Source organism: Pedobacter sp. KLB.chiD, from assembly GCF_047040275.1.
Taxonomy (GTDB): Bacteria; Bacteroidota; Bacteroidia; order Sphingobacteriales; family Sphingobacteriaceae; genus Pedobacter.
The window spans coordinates 3,929,542-3,951,164 of record NZ_CP178207.1 but is presented as its reverse complement, the minus strand read 5'-3'; the positions used below and the strand labels follow the sequence as shown (position 1 = coordinate 3,951,164).

18 protein-coding genes are annotated in these 21,623 nt (G+C 40.2%); 2 read left to right on the top strand and 16 right to left on the bottom strand.

Features of this window, described 5'->3' with window-relative positions; all coding sequences use genetic code 11:
* Positions 1–92: 92 nt before the first annotated feature.
* Positions 93–1,676 (bottom strand): peptide chain release factor 3, encoded by a 1,584-nt coding sequence (locus ACK1I8_RS16175; RefSeq protein ID WP_412466351.1) that lies wholly within the window; start codon positions 1,674–1,676, stop codon positions 93–95.
* A 457-nt stretch (positions 1,677–2,133) separates the two neighbouring features.
* Between ACK1I8_RS16175 and ACK1I8_RS16170 the strand changes: the two genes are divergently transcribed.
* Positions 2,134–4,404 carry a helix-turn-helix domain-containing protein gene (locus ACK1I8_RS16170; protein WP_412466350.1) on the top strand — a complete coding sequence of 757 codons (2,271 nt, stop codon included), beginning with the start codon at positions 2,134–2,136 and terminating at the stop codon, positions 4,402–4,404.
* Between the two features lie 169 nt (positions 4,405–4,573).
* On the opposite strand, the gene ACK1I8_RS16165 is transcribed toward ACK1I8_RS16170, so the two are convergent.
* Both ACK1I8_RS16165 and ACK1I8_RS16160 read right to left on the bottom strand, forming a co-directional pair.
* A complete protein-coding gene (locus ACK1I8_RS16165) occupies positions 4,574–5,323 on the bottom strand; it encodes an IS110 family transposase (RefSeq protein ID WP_412466349.1) in 750 nt (249 codons plus the stop codon).
* Complete coding sequence (locus tag ACK1I8_RS16160; RefSeq protein ID WP_412466348.1) at positions 5,307–5,597, bottom strand: IS110 family transposase; 291 nt, start codon at positions 5,595–5,597, stop codon at positions 5,307–5,309. The genes ACK1I8_RS16165 and ACK1I8_RS16160 overlap by 17 nt, the downstream gene beginning before the upstream one ends.
* Before the next feature lie 440 nt (positions 5,598–6,037).
* Between ACK1I8_RS16160 and ACK1I8_RS16155 the strand changes: the two genes are divergently transcribed.
* Positions 6,038–6,646 (top strand): SprT-like domain-containing protein, encoded by a 609-nt coding sequence (locus ACK1I8_RS16155; protein ID WP_412466347.1) that lies wholly within the window; start codon positions 6,038–6,040, stop codon positions 6,644–6,646.
* Between the two features lie 100 nt (positions 6,647–6,746).
* Here the strand turns inward: ACK1I8_RS16155 and ade are convergent, their stop codons facing one another.
* From ade to ACK1I8_RS16090, 13 genes are all read right to left on the bottom strand, one after another.
* Positions 6,747–8,384, bottom strand: coding sequence for an adenine deaminase (gene ade / locus ACK1I8_RS16150; protein WP_412466346.1), 1,638 nt, complete (start codon positions 8,382–8,384; stop codon positions 6,747–6,749).
* A 104-nt stretch (positions 8,385–8,488) separates the two neighbouring features.
* Positions 8,489–10,465, bottom strand: coding sequence for a thiamine pyrophosphate-dependent enzyme (locus ACK1I8_RS16145; protein ID WP_412466345.1), 1,977 nt, complete (start codon positions 10,463–10,465; stop codon positions 8,489–8,491).
* A 28-nt stretch (positions 10,466–10,493) separates the two neighbouring features.
* Positions 10,494–11,882: a LutB/LldF family L-lactate oxidation iron-sulfur protein gene (locus ACK1I8_RS16140; protein ID WP_412466344.1), complete on the bottom strand. Its 1,389-nt coding sequence runs from the start codon at positions 11,880–11,882 to the stop codon at positions 10,494–10,496.
* Positions 11,883–12,024: 142 nt separating this feature from the next.
* Complete coding sequence (locus tag ACK1I8_RS16135) at positions 12,025–13,659, bottom strand: M28 family peptidase (protein ID WP_412466343.1); 1,635 nt, start codon at positions 13,657–13,659, stop codon at positions 12,025–12,027.
* A gap of 26 nt (positions 13,660–13,685) precedes the next feature.
* Complete coding sequence (gene rpiB / locus ACK1I8_RS16130) at positions 13,686–14,123, bottom strand: ribose 5-phosphate isomerase B (RefSeq protein WP_412466342.1); 438 nt, start codon at positions 14,121–14,123, stop codon at positions 13,686–13,688.
* Positions 14,124–14,168: 45 nt separating this feature from the next.
* Positions 14,169–15,050, bottom strand: coding sequence for a twin-arginine translocase subunit TatC (tatC, locus tag ACK1I8_RS16125; protein WP_412466341.1), 882 nt, complete (start codon positions 15,048–15,050; stop codon positions 14,169–14,171).
* A 318-nt stretch (positions 15,051–15,368) separates the two neighbouring features.
* On the bottom strand, positions 15,369–16,709 hold the full coding sequence (gene accC, locus ACK1I8_RS16120) for an acetyl-CoA carboxylase biotin carboxylase subunit (protein ID WP_412466340.1): 1,341 nt from the start codon (positions 16,707–16,709) through the stop codon (positions 15,369–15,371).
* Between the two features lie 116 nt (positions 16,710–16,825).
* Positions 16,826–17,302, bottom strand: coding sequence for an acetyl-CoA carboxylase biotin carboxyl carrier protein (accB, locus tag ACK1I8_RS16115; protein ID WP_293790062.1), 477 nt, complete (start codon positions 17,300–17,302; stop codon positions 16,826–16,828).
* 172 nt (positions 17,303–17,474) lie between these two features.
* Positions 17,475–18,473, bottom strand: coding sequence for a beta-ketoacyl-ACP synthase III (locus tag ACK1I8_RS16110; protein WP_412466339.1), 999 nt, complete (start codon positions 18,471–18,473; stop codon positions 17,475–17,477).
* Between the two features lie 18 nt (positions 18,474–18,491).
* On the bottom strand, positions 18,492–19,430 hold the full coding sequence (gene plsX, locus ACK1I8_RS16105) for a phosphate acyltransferase PlsX (protein ID WP_412466338.1): 939 nt from the start codon (positions 19,428–19,430) through the stop codon (positions 18,492–18,494).
* A gap of 100 nt (positions 19,431–19,530) precedes the next feature.
* A complete protein-coding gene (gene rpmF, locus ACK1I8_RS16100; RefSeq protein ID WP_025143959.1) occupies positions 19,531–19,722 on the bottom strand; it encodes a 50S ribosomal protein L32 in 192 nt (63 codons plus the stop codon).
* A gap of 15 nt (positions 19,723–19,737) precedes the next feature.
* Positions 19,738–20,268 (bottom strand): YceD family protein, encoded by a 531-nt coding sequence (locus tag ACK1I8_RS16095; protein WP_412466337.1) that lies wholly within the window; start codon positions 20,266–20,268, stop codon positions 19,738–19,740.
* Between the two features lie 150 nt (positions 20,269–20,418).
* Positions 20,419–21,261, bottom strand: coding sequence for a sulfurtransferase (locus ACK1I8_RS16090; RefSeq protein ID WP_412466336.1), 843 nt, complete (start codon positions 21,259–21,261; stop codon positions 20,419–20,421).
* Positions 21,262–21,623: the final 362 nt, after the last annotated feature.

Here is a 21,623-nt window from a genome sequence, read left to right as displayed (position 1 = left end):
GTGGCGGAACGGAGAAATCTATAAAGATAGATTTCTCGACTTCGTTTTACTTCGCTCGAAATGACGGCCTATATATTGACTCCCAACGAGGACTAGCTCTTAAACTCGCTCGTCTTATGGAAATCAATATCAGGATAATCCTGTTTGGTTAGATTGATCATATATTCACTATCAGCCAGGTAAACAGGGTTCGCCTCTTTATCAAAGCCGATGTGTTGTTGCTTGCGTTTTACAAATTCGTCCAGTTTCTTTTTATCTGCTGAAGTTACCCAGCTCGAACGGGTATAACTTAGCGTGCGGAAACGGCATTTTGCGCCATATTCATGTTCTAAACGGAAATTGATCACCTCAAACTGAAGCTCGCCTACCGCACCAATTACTTTCCGGTTGCCGGGCTGCATCACAAATAACTGCGCCACCCCTTCGTCTGTTAACTGCTCAATACCTTTTTCCAATTGCTTGGTACGCATCGGATCCATGTTTTCTACCTCTTTAAAAATAGACGGAGAAAAACTCGGGATTCCTTTGAATTGCAGTTTTTCACCTTCGGTTAAAGTATCGCCAATCTTAAAATTACCACTATCGTACAAACCAACCACATCACCTGGCCAGGCTTCTTCCACAATGCTTTTTTCGTTGGCCATAAAATCCATCGGATTAGAGAATTTTAGTTTTTTATCCTGACGGGTGTGGTAATAAAATTTATTGCGTTCAAATTTGCCGGAGCAAATCCTCAAAAAGGCAATCCGGTCACGATGTTTAGGATCTAAGTTAGCGTGAATTTTAAATACAAAACCACTGAAGTTTTTTTCTTCTACCAATACGTCACGCTCTTCAGCCTCCCGGTGTTTCGGACTAGGCGCGATATCGATAAAAGTATCGAGCAACTCTTTAATTCCGAAATTATTGATCGCACTTCCAAAAAAAACAGGCGCTACCAAACCATCGGTATATAAATCTTTATCAATCTTGCCATAAATACCGTCAACCAGCTCAACATCATCTTTTAAAGTATTGATCTCGCTTTCTTTCAGGTAATCCAGCAGCGAGTGATCATTCAGGTCATTAACGGCAATAACCGAATCTGTTACCTTGGTTTTATCAGAATTGAATAAATTTAGATGTTTATTATATATGCTATAAACGCCTTTAAAAGTATGTCCCTGTCCAATCGGCCATGAAAGCGGACAAAGGCTGATGTTTAGTTTTTCTTCAATTTCATCCAATAAATCGTAAGCTTCCTTACCTTCCCGGTCCATTTTGTTGATGAAGATAATTACAGGCGTATTCCGCATTCGGCATACAGACATGAGCTTCTCGGTCTGTTCCTCCACTCCCTTTACACAGTCGACCACCAAAATCACACTATCAACAGCAGATAGCGTACGGTAAGTATCTTCAGCAAAGTCTTTGTGACCAGGTGTATCCAGGATGTTGATACGTTTACCACTGTATTCGAAACCCATTACCGAGGTAGCAACAGAGATCCCACGCTGCTTTTCAATCTCCATAAAATCTGAAGTATTGCTTTGGTTGGCCTTGTTTCTTTTTACCGCACCAGCCGTATTGATGGCACCGCCAAAGAGCAAAAACTTTTCTGTAAGTGTGGTTTTTCCTGCATCGGGGTGGCTAATAATGGCAAAGGTTTTACGTTTTTCTATTTCAGGGTTAAGCATAATAAAATTTTGGATATAAAAGATAATGAAACCTTGTTAAAGGAATTTAACAGCGATAAGATTTGAATATTGTTGTTTCATCAGGCTGCAAAGATAAGAAAAAGCTTTATCATTAATTGTTAGGTTGTTGTACTGTTTTGTGTTTGATAGCTTTATGTATGGGCAAAAATTTGAAAAGCACTTACAGTGGTACTGCCGTTATTACAGTCCTGCCATCCACTATAGCTCCGATTGAAGAAATCGGAGGCTGCCGTTTCCTGTCAGGTTTATGCAGATTCTGTAGTAATTCTATTAAGGTTTTTGAATTCGCCAATTAAGAAACAATGGATTAATTAAAGATCTAGACTAAAAATATCAGCCTAAAATTAAAATTTCTCATTAATCATTCTTTAGTTTTGTGCTAAAATGTTTAGCTTTATTTATCCTCCCTGTTTAGCAAACTAAAATTTTATTGCAGATGCCTACATTAGAAGAAACTTCTATGCCCGCTGAGATCGCGGCTAAATTTGTGAATTATACCTCTAAACACGTTTTTTTAACAGGAAAAGCGGGAACAGGTAAAACGACCTTTTTACGGAAACTGATTCAGCTTACGCATAAAAAGGCGATTATTTGCGCACCAACAGGCATAGCGGCCATTAATGCTGCCGGTGTTACCATACATTCCCTTTTTCAGCTGCCTTTTGGTGCTTTTTTCCCTGATGCGGCTGGAAATATCATCAACCAGCAGATTAGCTTTAACTTTAATACGCCTCGTACGCTGGCCAAGCATTTAAACATGCAGGGCAATAAAAGGCGCCTGATTCAGGAGTTGGAACTATTGGTGATTGATGAGGTAAGTATGCTGCGGGCAGATATGCTGGATGCCATTGATTTCGCACTACGCTACATCAGGAGGAGTAAAAATGTACCTTTCGGAGGTGTACAGCTTTTATTTATTGGCGATTTGCATCAGTTGCCGCCCGTGGTTAAAAACGACGAATGGCGGGTAATGGCCGGATTTTATAAAAGCATTTATTTTTTTGATGCACTTGCACTACAGAATAATCCACCGGTTTACATCGAGCTGGATAAAATTTACCGCCAGGATGATGCTGTTTTTATTGACCTGTTGAATAACCTGCGGAACAACCAGATTACGCCAGCGGATACGGCACTATTGCAACAGCATTTTATCCGGGATTTTAAACCTGCGGCTGATGAAAATTACATCACTTTAACTACACATAACCATAAGGCCGATAGCATTAACCGTGAAAGATTAATGCAGCTTAAAACCAAATCGTACTTTTTTGAGGCTAAGGTAAGCGGCGAATTTAACGAATACGCTTATCCCAACGAAAAAAGTCTGGAGTTAAAGGTTGGTGCGCAGATTATGTTTATTAAAAACGATATGACTGCCGAAAAACGTTATTATAATGGTAAAATAGGTGTGGTGCACCATATTGAAAAAGGTGTGGTGGAAATTGAACTGCCTGAAGATAAAACGGTGATCCAGATTTCGCCTTATACCTGGGAGAACGTAAAATATAAACTGAACGAAGCCACAAATGAAATTGAAGAGAATGTAGCCGGTTCTTTTGTGCAATATCCAATTAAACTGGCCTGGGCCATTACGGTACATAAAAGTCAGGGTTTAACCTTCGACAAAGCCATTATCGATATTGGAGATGCTTTCGCTCCCGGACAGGCTTATGTCGCACTTTCGCGTTTGCGCTCGCTTAATGGTTTGGTATTAACCTCACATCTGCGCGAAAGTGGTTTGCAGCAAGACCAGAACATCCATTACTTTTCTAAAACCAAGCAGCCTGCTGAAGCGCTCAACCAGCAGATCAGTGCCGAAAGTTATGATTTTATCAAGACCTATCTGCTATCGGCTTTTGATCTCAATATGGTGCGCTATTATTTTAAGGAACACATGCAAACTTTTGATAAAAGTGAGGCTAAATCAACCAAGCAACGCTATGATGACTGGACAATGGATCTGTATAAGGATTTCCAGAAAATTACAGCAACCGCCGATTCTTTTATCAATCAGCTTAAAAATTTGTTTGCCCAACAAACCGAACATACTTTGTTCAATGTATCCAAGCGGGTACAGGCTGCGGTCAAATATTTCAGCCCGTTGATTAAAGAGGTATCGGATAAATTTTTAGCACAAATTGAAACGATAAAGGAAGAAAAGCAGGTTAAAACTTACCTGACCGAACTGCTTGAACTGGAGATCTTGATTTATGAACAGTTAAAGAAAATCCACAAAAGTAAGGCGTTGCTCGAAGCCATTATTGATGGCAAAGAGTTTAGCAAGGCCGATACCGATGCACTTTTAAACACTGTTGAGAGGGAAGCACAATTGAAAAAGGCAATCACCCTCAAAGGTATGGCACTAAAGGTAAGAACTGCAACAGAAAAGAAAAAGAAAGAGCCAAAGCCTGATACCAAACTGATCAGTTTTGAATGGTATAACGCCGGCAAAACATTAGATGAAATTGCAAAGGAGCGGGGGCTGTCTATCGGCACCATTGAAGGCCATTTGGCTTATTATATTTCTACGCAGCAACTGGATGTTACAAAGCTGGTTAAACCCAATAAAATCAGGAATATTACAGACGCTGTAGAAAGCCAGAAAACAAAATCGATGTCGACCATCAGGGAGTTTTTAGGTAAAGATTATTCTTTCGGCGAGATCAAAATGGTGCTGGCGTCGTTGTTTCCATCAGAGGAGTAGTTTTGTTTAGATGATTAGGTCTAAGATCTGATGTTAAAGACAGTGCCGTCATTTCGAGCGGAGTACAACGAAGTCGAGAAATCTATCTTGAGATAGATCTCTCCCCGCCTGTACGGGCAGGCATTCCACTGCGTTCCAGTCGAGATGATTGTTATGATAAAAACAAGTTTTAAGCAGCTATATTATAATTATTTTTATAGCTGGTTTGATTTTTTATAACTGCAGCAATTCTTAATGCTATTTTGTTTTTAATGGCATTAATTATGCTCATACTATGCTTCCCTTCATCCTTTTTTCTATTATAGTACGCTTTGAATTTCTGATTGTGCTGAATTAAGGATAATGCACACATGTGCAATAGCCTTTTAAGCTCTTTATTGGCCATCCGGTGAACCTTTGGCTTGCCTTTGATGCTTATGCCGCTGGTCTGTTCAAATGGTGCAACTCCTGCGTAACAGGCCAGTTCCTTACCGCTCGGCCGGCCTGCAAAATTTCCCGTACAGCCGATTAGGTATACCGCTGTAACATGGCCTATTCCAGAGATACTCATCAATAGTTTATAGCTCTGCTTGAAATCCCGGTTTCCCGTGATAATTTTTTTGATCTGTTCTTCAACATCCCTGATTGATCTGGCAATACCTTCAATTGCACTTTTAAGTGCTTTCTCAATCAGTTTCTGATGCTCTTTTCCATTGACATTGCCAAGTTCTTTTACCGATACACTGATACCAGCCTTCTGCCTGAGCAATTTGGTCCTCGCTGATACCAGGTCTTTTAGCAGCATCAGTTCGGGATCAAGCCCAGCCGTAGCCTTTAGTTCATCCGCTTCCTTGAATGCATAGTTGCATAAACGTATACTGTCTATCTTATCATTCTTCCCCCTGGCTATCCCGAAACTCCATTTAATGTGGGGCTGCATTGCCAATATGGATGGGCAGGTTTATCCTGCTGCAGAAACTCCATATCAAACGGTGATAAATCCCGGTATTTTCCATAACGACCAAGGAGCCCGAATTAAATGTGGTTTTCTGCGATTTCAACCACTTCTCGAACAGCTTTATGCCGGGAGCTGTATTATCAAACCGTGCGGTTGTTATCTCCTGTTTCACATGGTTCAAAACAGCCATCATTGCAACATCAAAGTGCGGTTTGGAAACATCGATACCGATAAAAAATTTTGTAGTGGCAATCATCCTGTTATTTTTTATGTTTGTAAAGATTACCTAAATTTTACCCCATCGATCCTAGTCCTTAATAATGGGGAATACCCTAATTGTTATCTGGTCACTAAGGGAAAAAACGGTAGCGGATTGCATCATCTCATAGGCATAAAAACCTTGACGAACTTTTAATGTGCCGCTACCGTTTTAGGTAATCTGAATTATATTTTTTTTCCAAAGTAGAAATTTCTTCTCCTTAATAAAATATTCAAAACAAATCTAAAGGACGACCATTATTAAATCTCTCTCAAACAATCTAAAAGCGTATTGTTAATGTTTATTAAAATAATTGCTGTTTTTTAATGTAAACTACGTCTGCTCTGTGGTTAAAAATTGTGAGTAAAATCTGTTTTTTCATTATAAAACTTTAAGCCTTTTCTGGTTAAAATTTAAAAATATTTATCTTAGCATTCGTGGAAAAGGTTAAAGTTTTAGCGCAATACATGCCAGAACCAGCGGCACCGCTAATTGCCAAATGGATTGATTATTTTCAATGCGAGTTTAAAATCGCTAAAACACGTTCTACCAAACTAGGTGATTATCGCCATCCTTTCCGCGGTAAAGGCCATCGCATTTCAGTTAATTTTAACCTCAATCATTATGCTTTCCTGGTAACCACAGTACACGAATTTGCCCATTTATTAACCTGGAATGATTTTAGGAATAAGGTAAAGCCACACGGAACCGAATGGAAAAAAAACTTTCAAAGGATGATGGTTCCTTTTTTTGATATGAATATTTTTCCTCAGGATATCCATCAGGCGATAGATAACTATATGTCTAACCCAGCCGCTTCAAGCTGTTCTGACTTACATTTATCGCGGGCCTTAAAAAAATACGATAGCAATACAACCGAAACCTTGCACGTAGAGCAACTGCCAATCAATGCCACCTTTAAAATCAAAGACGGACGGCGTTTTACCAAAGGCGAACGGATCAGAAAACGTTATCGTTGTGTTTGTTTAGATGATAAACGGGTTTACCTGTTTAATCCGCTTGCTGAAGTGTTTTTGTTGGAATAATTTATCAACTAGCCTCCTGCCGAAATCCAGCGGCCGCCCGTAAGGGTGTCTCGGTATCTTCAACTAACTGTTAAGATCCTAAGAAATTAAGGGTACATCATTACACAAACTTAAACTCATCCCCGTCAAATAACCCTTTATCGCTCAATTTCAAATGTGGAATAACCAAAAGTGCCATAAAAGAAAGTGTCATAAAAGGAGCAAGAAGAGTTGAACCCAAATCTTTTGCAAACTGATCGATAGCGGTATAGCATTTAGCAACCTCGTAACCATTATGGTTACTCATTAAGCCGCCAACCGGCAGCGGCAACACTTCTTCTTTTCCATGGCCTAAAGCTACCACACCACCGGTTTCTTTAATGACCAGGTTTACAGCAGTACAGATACTGCTATCATCAACCCCAACGGCAATAATGTTATGACTATCATGCGCCACACTAGAGGCAATTGCCCCCTTTTTTAAACCAAAGTTTTTAACAAAGGAAACGGCAATGGGCGCATCATGATAGCGGTTAACCACCACCATTTTGAGGATGTCATTGGCTACATCACTAACAATATTACCATTTTCGACCTTTGGTTTTGCCTGTATTTTATTGGTAATCAACTGGCCATCTAGGGCTTCAATCACTGGAATTTCTTGCTGATCTGCGTACTTAAAAATGAAGTCTTCTTCTTTTTTAGTGCTGCAATCAAAATGATTAATCGATTCTTTGCCGGGTACATGGTTGATCCAATTGCCTGCCATTTTACCATTTTCTGCTGTTAGAAGACCATTTATATAGGTTTGTTTTACCTTAAAATTAACAAGATCTTCCATTACAATAAAATCGGCATCATCATTTACCTGTAAAGTACCTACGTCCAGTTTGTAATGCAAAATCGGGTTGATGCAAGCTGCGCGAAGTACCTTAAAAACATCGACTCCTTTAGCTACGGCTCTGGCACAAATTCCGTTGATGTGGCTTTCGACTAAACTATCTGGGTGTTTATCATCACTGCAGAACATCATCATTTCGGGCCAGTCGTGAAGTAAATGAACTAATGCCTCAAAATTTTTGGCGGCACTGCCTTCACGGATCAATATCTTCATGCCACGCTGCAGTTTATCCTGTGCTTCTTCAGCAGTAAAACATTCGTGATCGGTAGAAATACCTGCATCAATATATTTTTGGACCGCATCGCCGCGTAAGCCTGGTGCGTGCCCGTCAACAGGTTTACCAAGCTGGTGTGCAGCAGCAATCTTTTTTATAACTTCTTTATCTTGATACAGCACGCCCGGAAAATTCATCATTTCACTGAGGTATTTAATCTCCGGGCGTTCCAAAAGCGCTTTAACATCGGTGTGGTTTAACTCGGCACCTGCAGTTTCAAAGGTAGTAGCCGGTACGCAGCTTGGTGCACCGAAATTGAATTTAAACGGTACGGTATTACCGTTTTCAATCATAAATTCAACACCTTCCATGCCGCAAACATTGGCAATTTCATGCGGATCACTGATGGTAGCCACGGTACCATGTACCACAGCCAAACGGGCAAATTCGCTCGGAATGAGCATGCTGCTTTCGATGTGAACATGGCTGTCGATAAAACCCGGAGTAATGAAGGTACTGCCTGGGCGTTCTTCCGAAATTCTGGTAATCGATTTAATTTTTCCGGCCTCAACCGTTATTTCGCCAAAGAAAATATTTCGCTTTGTGATATTGACAATGTTTCCTTCGACTTTGAATGTGCTCATTTGTTTTTAATGTTTAATCATCATCACCCGAATCCGAAAACTATTGGATTCATTTCAGGGTCTTAGTCAGAGATACCGAAATAAATTCAGCATGACAATAGGACTTAGTATTTTAATAATTTATCAATAGTTGTTGCCAGCCTGGCTTTAGCTAAAAAATCATCTTCCAGTACTTTGCTCATCGGAATAGCGGTATCTAAACTTGCACAACGCATTACAGGAGCATCCAGATAATGAAAAAGATGCTCTCCAATCCAAGCCGAAATCTCAGCGCCGAAACCGTTGGTCAGCGTATCTTCGTGCAAGATTAATACCCTGCCAGTTGCTTTTACCGCTTCACGAACCGATTCCTGATCCCAGGGCTGTAAGGTTCTCAAATCAATTAATGTGAAATCACTTTCGGGGTTATTTTTAAAGTAATCCAGCGCCCAATGGACGCCCAAACCATACGTGATGATGGTAAACTTACTCCCTGTTTTCAATGTAACTGCTTTACCAATTTCCGTGGTATAATAACCCTCCGGAACGGGCGCCGTTAAACTTCGGTATAAATATTTATGTTCGAAATACATCACCGGATTCGGATCTTCAATTGCGGCCAATAGCAATCCTTTTGCATCTTCCGGAAATGCGGGGTAAACTATTTTCAAACCCGGTGTTTTGGTAAACCAGGCTTCGTTGCTCTGAGAATGGAAAGGTCCGGCTCCCGTCCCAGCGCCAGTAGGCATGCGTATCACCACATCTGCTTTTTCCCCCCAGCGATAATGCGTTTTGGCCAAATTGTTTACAATCTGGTTAAAGCCAACGCTTACAAAATCGGCAAACTGCATTTCTACGACGGCTTTATAACCATTTATAGACAGACCCAAACCCGCACCAACAATGGCCGATTCGCAAATAGGCGTATTGCGAACCCTGGCTTTACCATATCTAGCTGTAAAGCCATCTGTAATTTTAAAAGCCCCGCCATAATCTGCAATATCTTGTCCCATTAAAATCAGATTAGGGTATTTTTGCATCGCGAGATCGAGTGCATCGCTAATTGCATCCAGATATCGTTTTTCAGTAGCAGACTGTTGAGGTTCGATAACTTCCTGCTTATAAGGGAAGTACATGTCTGCTTCTTCCTGTTTGACGTCTGCATTTGGTTCGGGTTCGTCAAAAGCTTCTTCAATTTCTAATTCAATACCCGACTTAATTTCAGCTTTAATAGCCTTTGCAGCATCTGCATTTAAAATACCTTGCTCTGTCAAATATCGTTCGTAATTATTTAAAGGATCTTTCTTCTCCCATTGATCAAAAAGTTCTTGCGGAACATATTTGGTGCCTGATGCTTCTTCGTGGCCACGCATCCTGAAAGTCATGCATTCAACTAAAACAGGTCTGGGATCTTTTCTGATTTCCATGGCCAGCTGATTGATGGTATCGTAAACTTCAAGAATGTTGTTGCCATCAATTTGCCGTCCTTCGATGCCGTAACCAATCGCTTTATCAACCAAATTTTTGCATCTGTATTGCTCTGCTGTTGGGGTTGACAGTCCATAACCGTTATTCTCGATTAGAAAGATTACCGGAAGGCCCCAGACTGCCGCCACATTTACGGCTTCATGAAAATCGCCTTCACTGGTGGCACCTTCACCCGTATAAACCAGGGTAGCACGCTGTTTATTGGCCAATAAATCAGCCAGGGCAATGCCGTCGGCAAGCGCCATTTGCGGACCCAGATGGGAAATCATCCCGATAATTTTATAATCTTGTGTGCCAAAATGAAAGGAGCGGTCTCGGCCTTTGGTAAAGCCGGTCAACTTGCCCTGCCATTGGGCCATTAATTTCTTTAGCGGAATATCACGCGAGGTAAAAACGCCTAAATTGCGGTGCATGGGTAATATATATTCCTCAGGCTGCATAGCCACTGTACTGCCAACAGCAATGGCTTCCTGTCCAATACCTGAAAACCATTTGCCTATACGTCCCTGCCGTAGTAATTTAAGCATTTTATCTTCCACCATCCGGGGATAAAGCAGCTTTTTATATAAATTCAGTAAGAATTCGTCGTCTTTATCTCTTCGGTTAAAATGCATATTTGGTTGTTTGACTAATGGTTTCTGATTAAGATTCCCGTTCCTTTCTCATTTCCTCAAACTGTTTGGCAAATGATTTATCGGCAACTTTTGGCATTTCACGGTATTTGCCCCAACTCTTTTTGAAAAAAGTTTTGAGCATAAAGTTTTTAAACTTTCCGCCGAAGAAATCCATCCATTTGCGTTTTTGCATCATCTTGCTGAACATACTCCAGCCTATTTCTTCCTGTTTGCCGTTTTCATGACCAGCTGCAGCATCTCTTCGGTTGAGCAACAACATTTTATGGATATCGATTTTTACCGGACAAACTTCCGAGCATTTTCCGCAGAGACTGGAAGCATAGCTCAAATGCTTAAACTCTTCCATGCCCTTTAAATGTGGCGTAATTACCGAGCCAATCGGGCCACTGTAGGTGGTATTATAGGTATGTCCGCCAATATTTTTATATACCGGGCAGGCATTTAAACAGGCACCACAACGAATGCAGTACAAACCTTGTCGCTGATCCTTTTGCGCCAATAAATTGGTGCGTCCATTATCCAGCAGGATAACGTACATTTCTTCAGGTCCATCCGTTTCATTTGGCTGGCGGGGACCACTCAGGATACTGTTGTAAACTGTTAGGTTTTGTCCGGTACCGTGCGAAGCCAGTAAAGGCCAGAAGAGGTCCAGGTCTGCCATAGACGGAATTACCTTTTCGATACCAACAATGGCAATATGTATTTTAGGGAAAGTGGTACTTAACCTGGCATTACCTTCATTTTCGGTGATGGCAATACTTCCGGTATCGGCAATCAGAAAATTACCGCCACTAATTCCAATATCAGCATTTAAGTATTTATCTCTGAGGAGCTCCCTTGCTTTTTGCACCAGCTGCGGTGGCGTGGCATCAAGCGGGGTACCAAATTTATCGTGAAATAGCTGTGCAATATCGGTTGCACTTAAGTGCATGGCCGGAGTTACAATGTGATAGGGAGCCTGGCCCAATAACTGCACGATGTATTCGCCCAGATCACTTTCCAGCGATTCAATATTATTCTGCTCCAGGAAATCGTTCAGGTGAATTTCTTCAGTGGTCATCGATTTAGATTTGATGACCGTTTTTCCATTGTTTCTTTTAATGATATTGAGGATTTCCTGCTGGGCCTCTGCTGCATCGTTTGCCCAGATTACTTTACCGCCACGACGCTGGAAATTTGACTCAAATTCGGGTAAGAATTTGTCGAGGTTTTCCATTACCCGCCATTTGATCACATGTGCTTTTTTCTTAGAGGCCTCGAGGTTTTCGAATTTCGATAAGCCGCGTTCGACTGCTGCATTGTATTTACCAATATTATAATTTATGGTTTTACGATGCGGTAAATCGAAAGCTTTCTCATCAGACTTCTCTAAAAATTCCTCGGCAGTTTTCATCAATGGCAATTTATTATAGGGTAACGAAGATTAACCACTTTTAGTTTTGCTTCATCTAAAACCAAAGATAGGAATTTATGCAGGCACCAAAAGTAATGTGTATAAAAAAGCCCCAACATATCGTTGAGGCTGAATATTTTGTTTATTATTTCTTTGGATTCCCTTTGCCATCCATGTCTACTGCCGGACGTTTAGGCCTGTTTGCCAGTTCCCATGCGGTAAAGTAGGTTAATTTTGCTCTTTTTGCCAATAGTGGAAAGTTTATTTTACTTACCTCGTCACCAGGTTTGTGGTAATCCTGTTGTAACATTCCATCGTAATAAAAGATAATCGGAATCCCTAATTTGGCAAAGTTATAGTGGTCTGAGCGGTAGTAAATCTGCTCAGGATCTTTCGGATCATCATATTTATAATCCAGTTTCATTTTGGTATAAGTGGCATTTACCTGCTCACTCAAATTAGCCAGATCGCTGCTTAACATTCTCGAACCTACTGAATAGATGTAGTTTGCTGAATCTGGTTTTCCCAGATACTCTTCACCTATACGACCGATCATATCGGTATTTAAATCGGCAATGGTGTTGGCAACCGGAAAAACAGGATGCTCAGAATACCATTCAGAACCCCAAAGGCCTTTTTCTTCTCCAACCACAGTCATAAATAATATACTACGTTTAGGACCTTTACCTGCTTTTTTGGCATCGGTAAAGGCTTTTGCCATTAATAAAACACCCGTAGTACCTGATCCATCATCATCGGCGCCATTATTTACTTTATCTTTCGCATTAGGATCAGTTTCTAAACCGATATGATCATAGTGACCGGTCAAGATCAATACTTCTTTCTTAAGTACGGGATCAGAACCTTCTAAGTAACCCAAAACGTTTTCGCACCTAACCGATGCTTCGTTTTTGGCGGCACTTGCTGAAAAAGGAATATTTACTACCTGAGAAGCAGGCGTAAGGCTTTCAATAATTTTCTTTTGTAAATCAGCTGCAGTGGTGTTGACAGATTTTAACAAATCGTTCGCAAGGGCCACAGAAATGGAAATGCGTGGTATTTCATTTTGTTTTTGAGCCTCGATAGCGGCATTTGTTTTGACCATTACACGGCCGTTATTTTGAGCCTGTTTCGTATTTTCGGTAATTCTATCTACACCTGGATCGATCAGGATAATGGCTTTAACATTGTTCTCCGCAAAGTATTTTGCCCTGCTTTCTAACATGGCACGGTAAGCAGCCCTGTCCACACGGGTGCCTGGTTTAATGGTCGGATCGCCGCCGTTAAACATCATTACCACTTTGCCTTTAATATCAATTCCGGCAAAATCGTTATAGCTGTCTTTTTTGATCCCGTAACCAACAAATACAATCTGATCAGTAGAAAAAGTAAAGCCGTTATCGCTGATTAAGCTTGGCGAAATAACATAATCTTTCTGATATTCTTTTGGTTGGCCGTTAACGGTTACATGACTTTCTTTCAAAGTAACATTTACCAGGTTAATTTTCTGGAAATAACTGCCATTAACCGGACCTTTTAAGCCAATTGATTTAAAATAATCGCGGATATAATCTGCAGCCATCCAGGCACCTTTGGTGCCTGTTTCGCGGCCTTCATATTCATCAGATGCTAAAATTGAAAGGTGCTTATAGGCATTATCAGGATTAATGGCCTTACTAAATTTAATAGCGTCTTTATTGGCGGGTAATGGTTTAATCTGGCTAAAACAACTTGCCGTAACAAGTGTAGCCAAACCAAGGGTTAAAAACTTTTTATTCATAATGATAATAGTTAGTTGAGTTCTGTTTAGCAAGAAATTTTTTCCACCCGATTCTGGTGGCGGCCACCTTCAAATGCCGTGGTTAAAAAGGTTTCGGTAATTTGTTTGGCTTCATCTGCGGATACAAAACGGGCCGGGATACACAGTACGTTAGCGTTATTATGAAGGCGTACTAATGAAGCCACTTCGTTTTTCCAGCAGAGGCCTGCTCTTATACCCTGATGTTTGTTGGCTGTTATGGCCACACCATTGGCCGAGCCGCAAAGTAAAATGCCGTAGGTAAATTCTCCGTTTTCAACAGCACTGGCAACAGGATGTGCAAAATCAGGATAATCGACCAAATCTGCAGAGTAAGGACCAAAATCTTTTACTTCGTAATCCTGCAAAAAATCTCTTAATATTTCTTTGTATTCGAATCCGGCATGATCCGCGCCAATAGCAATTTTTATTTTTGTATCAGACATTTTCAAATGTATAGAGAATTGTGAATCCAGTTCGTAATGTTTTTGTTAGTTTGCATAAAATGCAGCTTCGGCTTTTTTCTTCTTCCTTTCGATGTAAGCCGAAACAAAAATACTCAGTTCATACAATAAGAATAATGGAGTAGCTACAATCAACATCGTCATGATATCTGGTGTAGGTGTTACAATGGCAGCGATAATTAAAATAATTACGGCGGCATACCTTCTGCTCGCACGCATCAGTTTCGGGGTCATTAAACCAAGTTTGGATAAAATGAAAATGATAACCGGAAGTTCAAAGATAATCCCTGTACCCAAGGTAAGGGTTGCCACGGATGACAGGTAGGAATCAACCGTAAAAGTATTTTTAATTTCAGCGCTAACGGTATAACCGGTTAAAAAATTAACCGATAAAGGGCAAACTACAAAATAGCCGAAAAAGATACCAATAACGAACAATAAAGAGGCGAAAAATACAAAACCACTCGCCGATTTCCGCTCATTATCGTGTAGGGCAGGTTTAACAAAACGCCAGATTTCCCATAATAAGTAAGGGAAGCCCACCACGATACCACACATTACGCAAACATTTAACTGAAGGTTAAACTGGCCAGCCATTTCGGTATTGATAATTTCACCATTAATCTTGGTAATACACATATCCTTACCTAATGACGGAAAATGTTCTACCAGTTTACACATCATCCGATAGGTCCAAAAATCAGGTTTCTTGGGGCCAAAAATTATTTTATCCAGAATTTCTTCATTGAAGTAAAAAGCGATACCCGTAAAAACGGCGATGGCAATTACGGCTCTGATTAAATGTTTACGGAGAACATCCAGATGATCGAAAAAAGACATTTCTGCCTCTAAATTGGTGCTCTTTTGACCGATAGCTTTTGTAAGTAAAGTTTTTTTAATGTCGCTCATGTTGAAAACAAAAATACCATTCTATTTGAATAGAATGGTATTTACGTGTTAAATATAGAAATAGTTTATGTTATTATGAGAAATGCTTTAACATATTGTGTAAATCAATATGTTAATTATTGATAGTGCCTACTTAATGAGCAAATTCTTATGATTTGCTCAACTTCCTGACCTGATAGATAATTCTGAGTTCTGAATCTACTCTACTTGAACACATCCCCGAAAATAAAATTCACTGAAATAAATTTAATTCTCCGACAAAGAAAAATCCCATTTTGTTTTATCAAAATGGGATTTAAATTTTTATAATCGTTTATATTACTCCGAAAACTCGAAGGTTTCCATAAACTTTGTAGTGAAATTTCCTGCCCTGAAATTAGGATCTTTCATCAACTGTAAATGAAAAGGAATGGTGGTTTTTATGCCTTCAATTACAAATTCGCTTAGCGCACGTTCCATGGTGCAAATGGCTTCTTCGCGGGTTTGAGCCACACAGATTAATTTTGCGATCATTGAATCGTAGTTGGAAGGAATTGAATACCCGGCGTAAACATGTGTATCTACACGAACACCATGCCCCCCCGGAGAGTGGAAATTGGTAATCCTGCCCGGTGAAGGACGGAAATTGTTTGCCGGATCTTCGGCATTGATACGGCACTCAATTGCATGCATTTCAGGAGTATAGTTTTTACCTGAAATCGGAATACCGGCTGCAACTTTTATCTGTTCTTTAATTAAATCGAAGTTGATGACCTCTTCGGTAACCGGATGCTCTACCTGGATACGGGTATTCATCTCCATGAAATAGAAATTACGGTGTTTATCAACCAGGAACTCAATAGTACCTGCGCCTTCATAATTTACAGCCATGGCACCTTTAATGGCAGCCTCACCCATTCTTAAACGCAGTTCTTCGGTCATAAATGGCGAAGGCGATTCTTCAACCAATTTTTGGTGACGGCGTTGAATTGAACAATCACGTTCTGATAAATGACAGGCTTTGCCAAACTGATCGCCAATCACCTGAATTTCAATGTGACGTGGATCTTCGATATATTTTTCTAAATATAAACCATCATTGCCGAATGCTGCGCCAGATTCCTGACGGGCGCTATCCCAGGCATTTTCGAAGTCTTCATCTTTCCAAACCACACGCATACCGCGACCACCACCACCGGCAGTTGCTTTAAGGATAACCGGATAGCCCATCTCGTTGGCAATTGCAATACCCTCTTTAACGCTGGTAAGCAAACCTTCCGAACCTGGAATAGTTGGAACACCGGCATTTTTCATGGTTGCTTTAGCCGAGGCTTTGTCACCCATGTCATTAATCTGCTCTGGCGTAGCACCAATAAATTTGATGTTATACTCGCGGCAGATGCTAGAAAATTTGGCGTTTTCAGATAAGAAACCATAACCTGGGTGTATCGCATCCGCATTGGTTAATTCTGCCGCAGAAATAATATTTGGAATATTTAAATAAGAATCTTTACTAGGTGGCGGGCCAATACAAACAGCCTCATCAGCAAAACGTACGTGCAAACTCTCGCGATCTGCGGTGGAATAAACAGCAACCGTTTTGATGCCCATTTCCTTACAGGTACGGATAATACGCAAAGCGATTTCACCCCTGTTGGCAATAAGTATTTTTTTAAACATAATTTTACCTTTTCTGATTACACCGATTTTAATGATTATACAGATTTATCCGGTAAATAATCACCACCCTAATCAGCTGTAATCGGTGTTATCTAGTTAATCTGTGTAATTAATAACTAAATAGGTTCTACTAAAAATAACGGTTGGTCGTATTCTACTGGCGATGCATTATCAACTAATATTTTAACGATTCTGCCTGAAACTTCACTTTCAATCTCGTTGAAAAGCTTCATTGCCTCTATAATACAAACTACTTTACCTGCGCTGATTTCATCCCCAACATTAACAAACATCGGTTTTTCAGGGCTGGCTGAACGGTAAAAAGTACCGATCATTGGCGATTTGATCGTAATATATTTTGATGTGTCTTCTGCAACAGGTACAGCTGGTGTTGCTGCAGCAGGAGCAGTAGGAGCTGTGGCAACAGGAGCTGCAGCCTGTACAAGCGGAGCCTGTGGTACGGTAGCATGCACAACTGTCGGTGCTTGGTTTGTTTTGATCGTGATTTTGAAGTTTTCTTGCTCAATAGCAACTTCATTTACTCCAGAACGAGAAACAAATTTAATCAGTTCCTGTATTTGTTTGATATCCATTTTTTAGGCTTTTATGTAAAAAATAGTGTTTATTGAATTAACTAAGTTATACTTTTTTTTGTTTTATTTTCTTTGCAACCGTTTAAGGTTGATGGTTTAATAATTGATAGTTAATAGTGGTGATGATTTATCAAGCAACTCATTAACGCTCAACTCCAGGCGCTCAATCCAATTACTCAGTGTCGTAAGCCCACTTAAGATACACCGAGCCCCAGGTAAAGCCGCCACCAAATGCAGCTAAAACGATGTTATCGCCTTTTTTCAACTTGCTTTCCCATTCCCATAAACACAAAGGGATGGTTCCATTGGTGGTATTTCCGTAACGTTCGATGTTGATCATCACCTTATCAGTGGTAACCCCCATGCGGTTAGCAGTGGCATCAATAATGCGTTTGTTGGCCTGGTGAGGTACCAGCCATGCTACATCATCAGCAGTTAAGCTGTTGCGCTCCATAATTTCGGCAGCAACATCGGCCATATTCGTTACAGCGAATTTAAATACTGTAGGTCCTTCCTGGTGGGCAAAATGTTCTTTGGCATCAATGGTCTCGTGAGAAGCTGGTTTAACAGAACCACCCGCCCTCATGCCCAGAAAATCTCTTCCGGAACCATCTGTTCTTAAAATAGAATCCTGGATACCCAAGCCTTCTTCATTTGGCTCCAGTAAGGCGCAGCCACACCCATCTCCAAAAATGATGCAGGTGGTACGGTCTTCATAATTGATGATTGACGACATTTTATCGCCACCAACTACCAGAACTTTTTTATGTCTTCCTGATTCGATAAATGATGCGCCGGTAGAAAGACCGAATAAAAAACCAGAACAAGCAGCCTGTAAATCGTAACCCCAGGCATTGGTAGCACCAACTTTATCCGCTAAAACGTTTGCTGTTGCAGGGAAAGTAAAATCCGGAGTAGTGGTGCAAAAGATAATCAGTTCAATTTCTTTTGCATCAATTCCTCTCTTTTTAAGCAGGCCGTTTACCGCATGAACAGCCATATCGGAAGTACCTAAACCTTCGCCTTTTAAAATTCTACGTTCTTTAATTCCCGTTCTGCTGGTAATCCATTCATCCGAAGTGTCAACAATGGTTTCTAACTCTGCGTTTGTAAGCACATAGTCGGGGACATAACCATTTACTGCTGTGATAGCAGCGTGAATTTTACTCATTTTAAAAATTTTAATCAATTATTTAAATGCCATTCTAATTTTTTCTACCAATCCGGTAGTAATCATTTCTCTGGATTGTAGAACCATATTTTTAACAGCCAGCGGACTGGAAATTCCATGTCCGATAACAACAGGAGCATTAACACCTAGAACTGGGCTTCCGCCATATTGTTCATAATTAAAACGATCGAAAAATTCATCTTTTAATCCCTTTTTGATGGTAAGCACGTAAAACGATTCGGCTAATTTTAGCATCACATTTCCGGTAAAACCGTCACAAACAATTACATCGGCTTTATCGTTAAATAAATCCCGGCCTTCCACATTTCCGACGAAGTTGAAAAGGCTGGTTTCTTTCATTAACGGAAAAGTAGCCATGCTTAGCATATTTCCTTTCTCATCTTCTTCACCAATATTCATCAGGGCAACTTTAGGATCCTTGATCTGCAAAAGATTTTCTGCATACAAACTGCCCAAAACGCCAAATTGTAATAAAATATCAGGTTTACAGTCGGCATTTGCGCCTACATCTAATAACAGGCCTGTGCCACCTTTAATTTTCGGAAGAATTGTACATAAACAAGGGCGGATAATGCCCGGAATGGTTTTAACGCTAAAGACTGCGCCAACCAGCATGGCTCCAGAGTTACCGGCACTTGCAAAAGAATCGATTTTACCTTCTTTTAAAAGGTTAAAACCAACAGCTATGCTCGAATTTGGTTTCTGAACGATTGCTTTGGTGGGATGTTCGCCCATACCAATTACTTCATCAGTATGAACGTATTCAAAATGATCCGGATTAAAACCTTCTTCTGCAAGAATGGGTTTAATCTGTTCGGTATCGCCAATAAGAACTAAATGCTCTCCGGCGTTAAGCGATTGATGAGCAGCTATTGCTCCCAAAACAATTGCTTTGGGAGCATAGTCTCCGCCCATTATGTCGAGGCCTATTTTCATAGAAAAAATCTGTTTGTGTTAAGTCAGGTGTAATCCTGAATTTTCAGTTGACTAAGGTATGACTAAAGCCGCTGAAAACACAAACAATTTTTTAAGAAAATTACCCTATCTGAGTATTTTCAATAACCAGTTTGCCGTTGTAGTATAAGTTACCATCAACGTTGTAAGCACGGTGAGGTACGTGGATAGCACCTGTTGCCGAGCATGTTGCCAAAGAAGGAGTTACAGCTTTATAGTGTGTTCTTCTTTTATTTTTTCTCTGTTTCGAGATTTTCCGTTTTGGATGTGCCATTGGTGTATAATCTAATTATTTTTTTAACTTATTAAGGGCTTCCCAACGTGGGTCGCTTGTTTGTTCATTTTCTTCAGCCTGGTTTTCGATCGATAACTGATTTAAACGGTCAATCATCTCCTGATCACAATTTTTGCCTGCCTGTTCGCAGTTTTTGATATAAGGTACCGCAACATTAATCATTTCGTATAAAGGACCGGATATATCAATCTCGGTTTCTTTACGGCTTAGCGAAATAATTTCTTCATCATCACTTTCCAGTTCATCTTCAGCAAACTTTACAATCTGCCTTTCATAAAGATTTATCGGCAATGGGAATTCAGATAAACATTTATCGCAATCTAAATTAACTGTACCGATAACTTTGAATTTTAGCAGTAACATGGTCTCTTGTTTCTCAAGTTCCAGGTCTACGCTTAAATTCCCACTCTTAATTAACGAATACTCAAATGCGTTAAAAAAGCGATCATCAAGCTCATAATCAAACTGATGAGTTCCCAATTTTAAGCCGGTAAACGGTAATGAAAATTGTTTTAATGGGTTCAAAGTACTGTAAAATTTTAGCCTGCAAATGTAGGGATAAAATATTAGATTAAAAATGTTTTTTTAAAAATTGTTGATGTTAACTCTTGATTTTTAGGCCTTATAGGATTTCCAGTTAGTCCGTTAGTCGGAATTTGTATCCTGATTTAACAATTACTGATTTGCCAGCACCATTTCCTTATTGTTTCTGCTCCACTCACTCCAGGAGCCAACATAAAGTTTCGGGATGGGTAAACCAGCATAATCCATAGCTAAAAGGGTATGGCAAGCGGTAATGCCTGAGCCACAATGTACAATTACATTTTCAGGCTTCACATGTGCCAAGGCTTCTTCGTATTTTTCTTTTAATATTTCAGGAGTCAGGAAAACTCCAGATGCGTCTAGATTCTCGGTATAAGGAATGTTGATGGCACCGGGAATATGTCCGGCGATTAAATCTATTGGCTCGGTAAGGCCGGCAAAACGATTGGCATCGCGTACATCAATCACCATATAATCGTCGGTTTTGGCTACTTTTTCCACTTCATCAAGGTCTGACAGCGGTAAACCCCATGTTTTTACTAAGTAAGGCGCAACAGATTTTGGAATTTCTACTTTATCAGTGGTTGGGAAACCTGCTTTAACAGCCGCCTGAAAGCCTCCATCAATTACCTGTACTTTTTCATGGCCTATAGCCTTTAACATCCACCATAACCTTGCTGCTGCGTTACCGCCGTTTTTATCGTCATAAACGATAACATGGCTATATTCGGTAATCCCGAGCCTTTGTAATACAGCAGAAAACTGCTCAGGAGTTGGTAGGGGATGGCGTCCGCCAATGGCGAAATCGCCTATATTGGCTAAATCTTCGTTTACATCGGCAAAAAATGCTCCTGCTAAGTGTTGTTCATCATACCTGGCTTTTGATCCTGCACTGGCATCGATAATGACGATTTCATCATCCTGGTTTAGCCAGGTTAGTTCTTCGGGTTTTATGATGGGTGATAGTGATTTCATTTTATTTTTTTATTGATGATACGTTCCAAATTAAGGATAATATTCCATTGCTTGCAAACTATAAATAAGTGCAGGGAAACTGGGCAGTAATGATTATTGGGAGAATATGACCGCTTGCTCTTACGCGTTTCATTTTTTTAGTGTACAGCACAATTTAACCTAAAATAAACCTGATAGCAGTGAAATCCTTTTTTTTGCAGTACTTCGACAAGCTTAATAAGGCAATCACCAAAAAGATTGGAACGCCCGCCTGCAGTACGGGCAGGGCTTTCAGAACCGATGAAACACAAGGCCTTGCTTTGCAAAAAAAAAGGAGCACCTATGCCATTCTTTGGTCTTTAAGCTTTACTCTTTCTGCTCTT

Coding starts and splice junctions, on each gene's coding strand:
- ACK1I8_RS16175 (WP_412466351.1), bottom strand. CDS start 1,676: ATGCTTAACCCTGAAATAGAAAAACGTAAAACCTTTGCCATTATTAGC.
- ACK1I8_RS16170 (WP_412466350.1), top strand. CDS start 2,134: ATGCCTACATTAGAAGAAACTTCTATGCCCGCTGAGATCGCGGCTAAA.
- ACK1I8_RS16165 (WP_412466349.1), bottom strand. CDS start 5,323: ATGCAGCCCCACATTAAATGGAGTTTCGGGATAGCCAGGGGGAAGAAT.
- ACK1I8_RS16160 (WP_412466348.1), bottom strand. CDS start 5,597: ATGATTGCCACTACAAAATTTTTTATCGGTATCGATGTTTCCAAACCG.
- ade (WP_412466346.1), bottom strand. CDS start 8,384: ATGAGCACATTCAAAGTCGAAGGAAACATTGTCAATATCACAAAGCGA.
- ACK1I8_RS16145 (WP_412466345.1), bottom strand. CDS start 10,465: ATGCATTTTAACCGAAGAGATAAAGACGACGAATTCTTACTGAATTTA.
- ACK1I8_RS16135 (WP_412466343.1), bottom strand. CDS start 13,659: ATGAATAAAAAGTTTTTAACCCTTGGTTTGGCTACACTTGTTACGGCA.
- rpiB (WP_412466342.1), bottom strand. CDS start 14,123: ATGTCTGATACAAAAATAAAAATTGCTATTGGCGCGGATCATGCCGGA.
- tatC (WP_412466341.1), bottom strand. CDS start 15,050: ATGAGCGACATTAAAAAAACTTTACTTACAAAAGCTATCGGTCAAAAG.
- accC (WP_412466340.1), bottom strand. CDS start 16,709: ATGTTTAAAAAAATACTTATTGCCAACAGGGGTGAAATCGCTTTGCGT.
- accB (WP_293790062.1), bottom strand. CDS start 17,302: ATGGATATCAAACAAATACAGGAACTGATTAAATTTGTTTCTCGTTCT.
- ACK1I8_RS16110 (WP_412466339.1), bottom strand. CDS start 18,473: ATGAGTAAAATTCACGCTGCTATCACAGCAGTAAATGGTTATGTCCCC.
- plsX (WP_412466338.1), bottom strand. CDS start 19,430: ATGAAAATAGGCCTCGACATAATGGGCGGAGACTATGCTCCCAAAGCA.
- rpmF (WP_025143959.1), bottom strand. CDS start 19,722: ATGGCACATCCAAAACGGAAAATCTCGAAACAGAGAAAAAATAAAAGA.
- ACK1I8_RS16090 (WP_412466336.1), bottom strand. CDS start 21,261: ATGAAATCACTATCACCCATCATAAAACCCGAAGAACTAACCTGGCTA.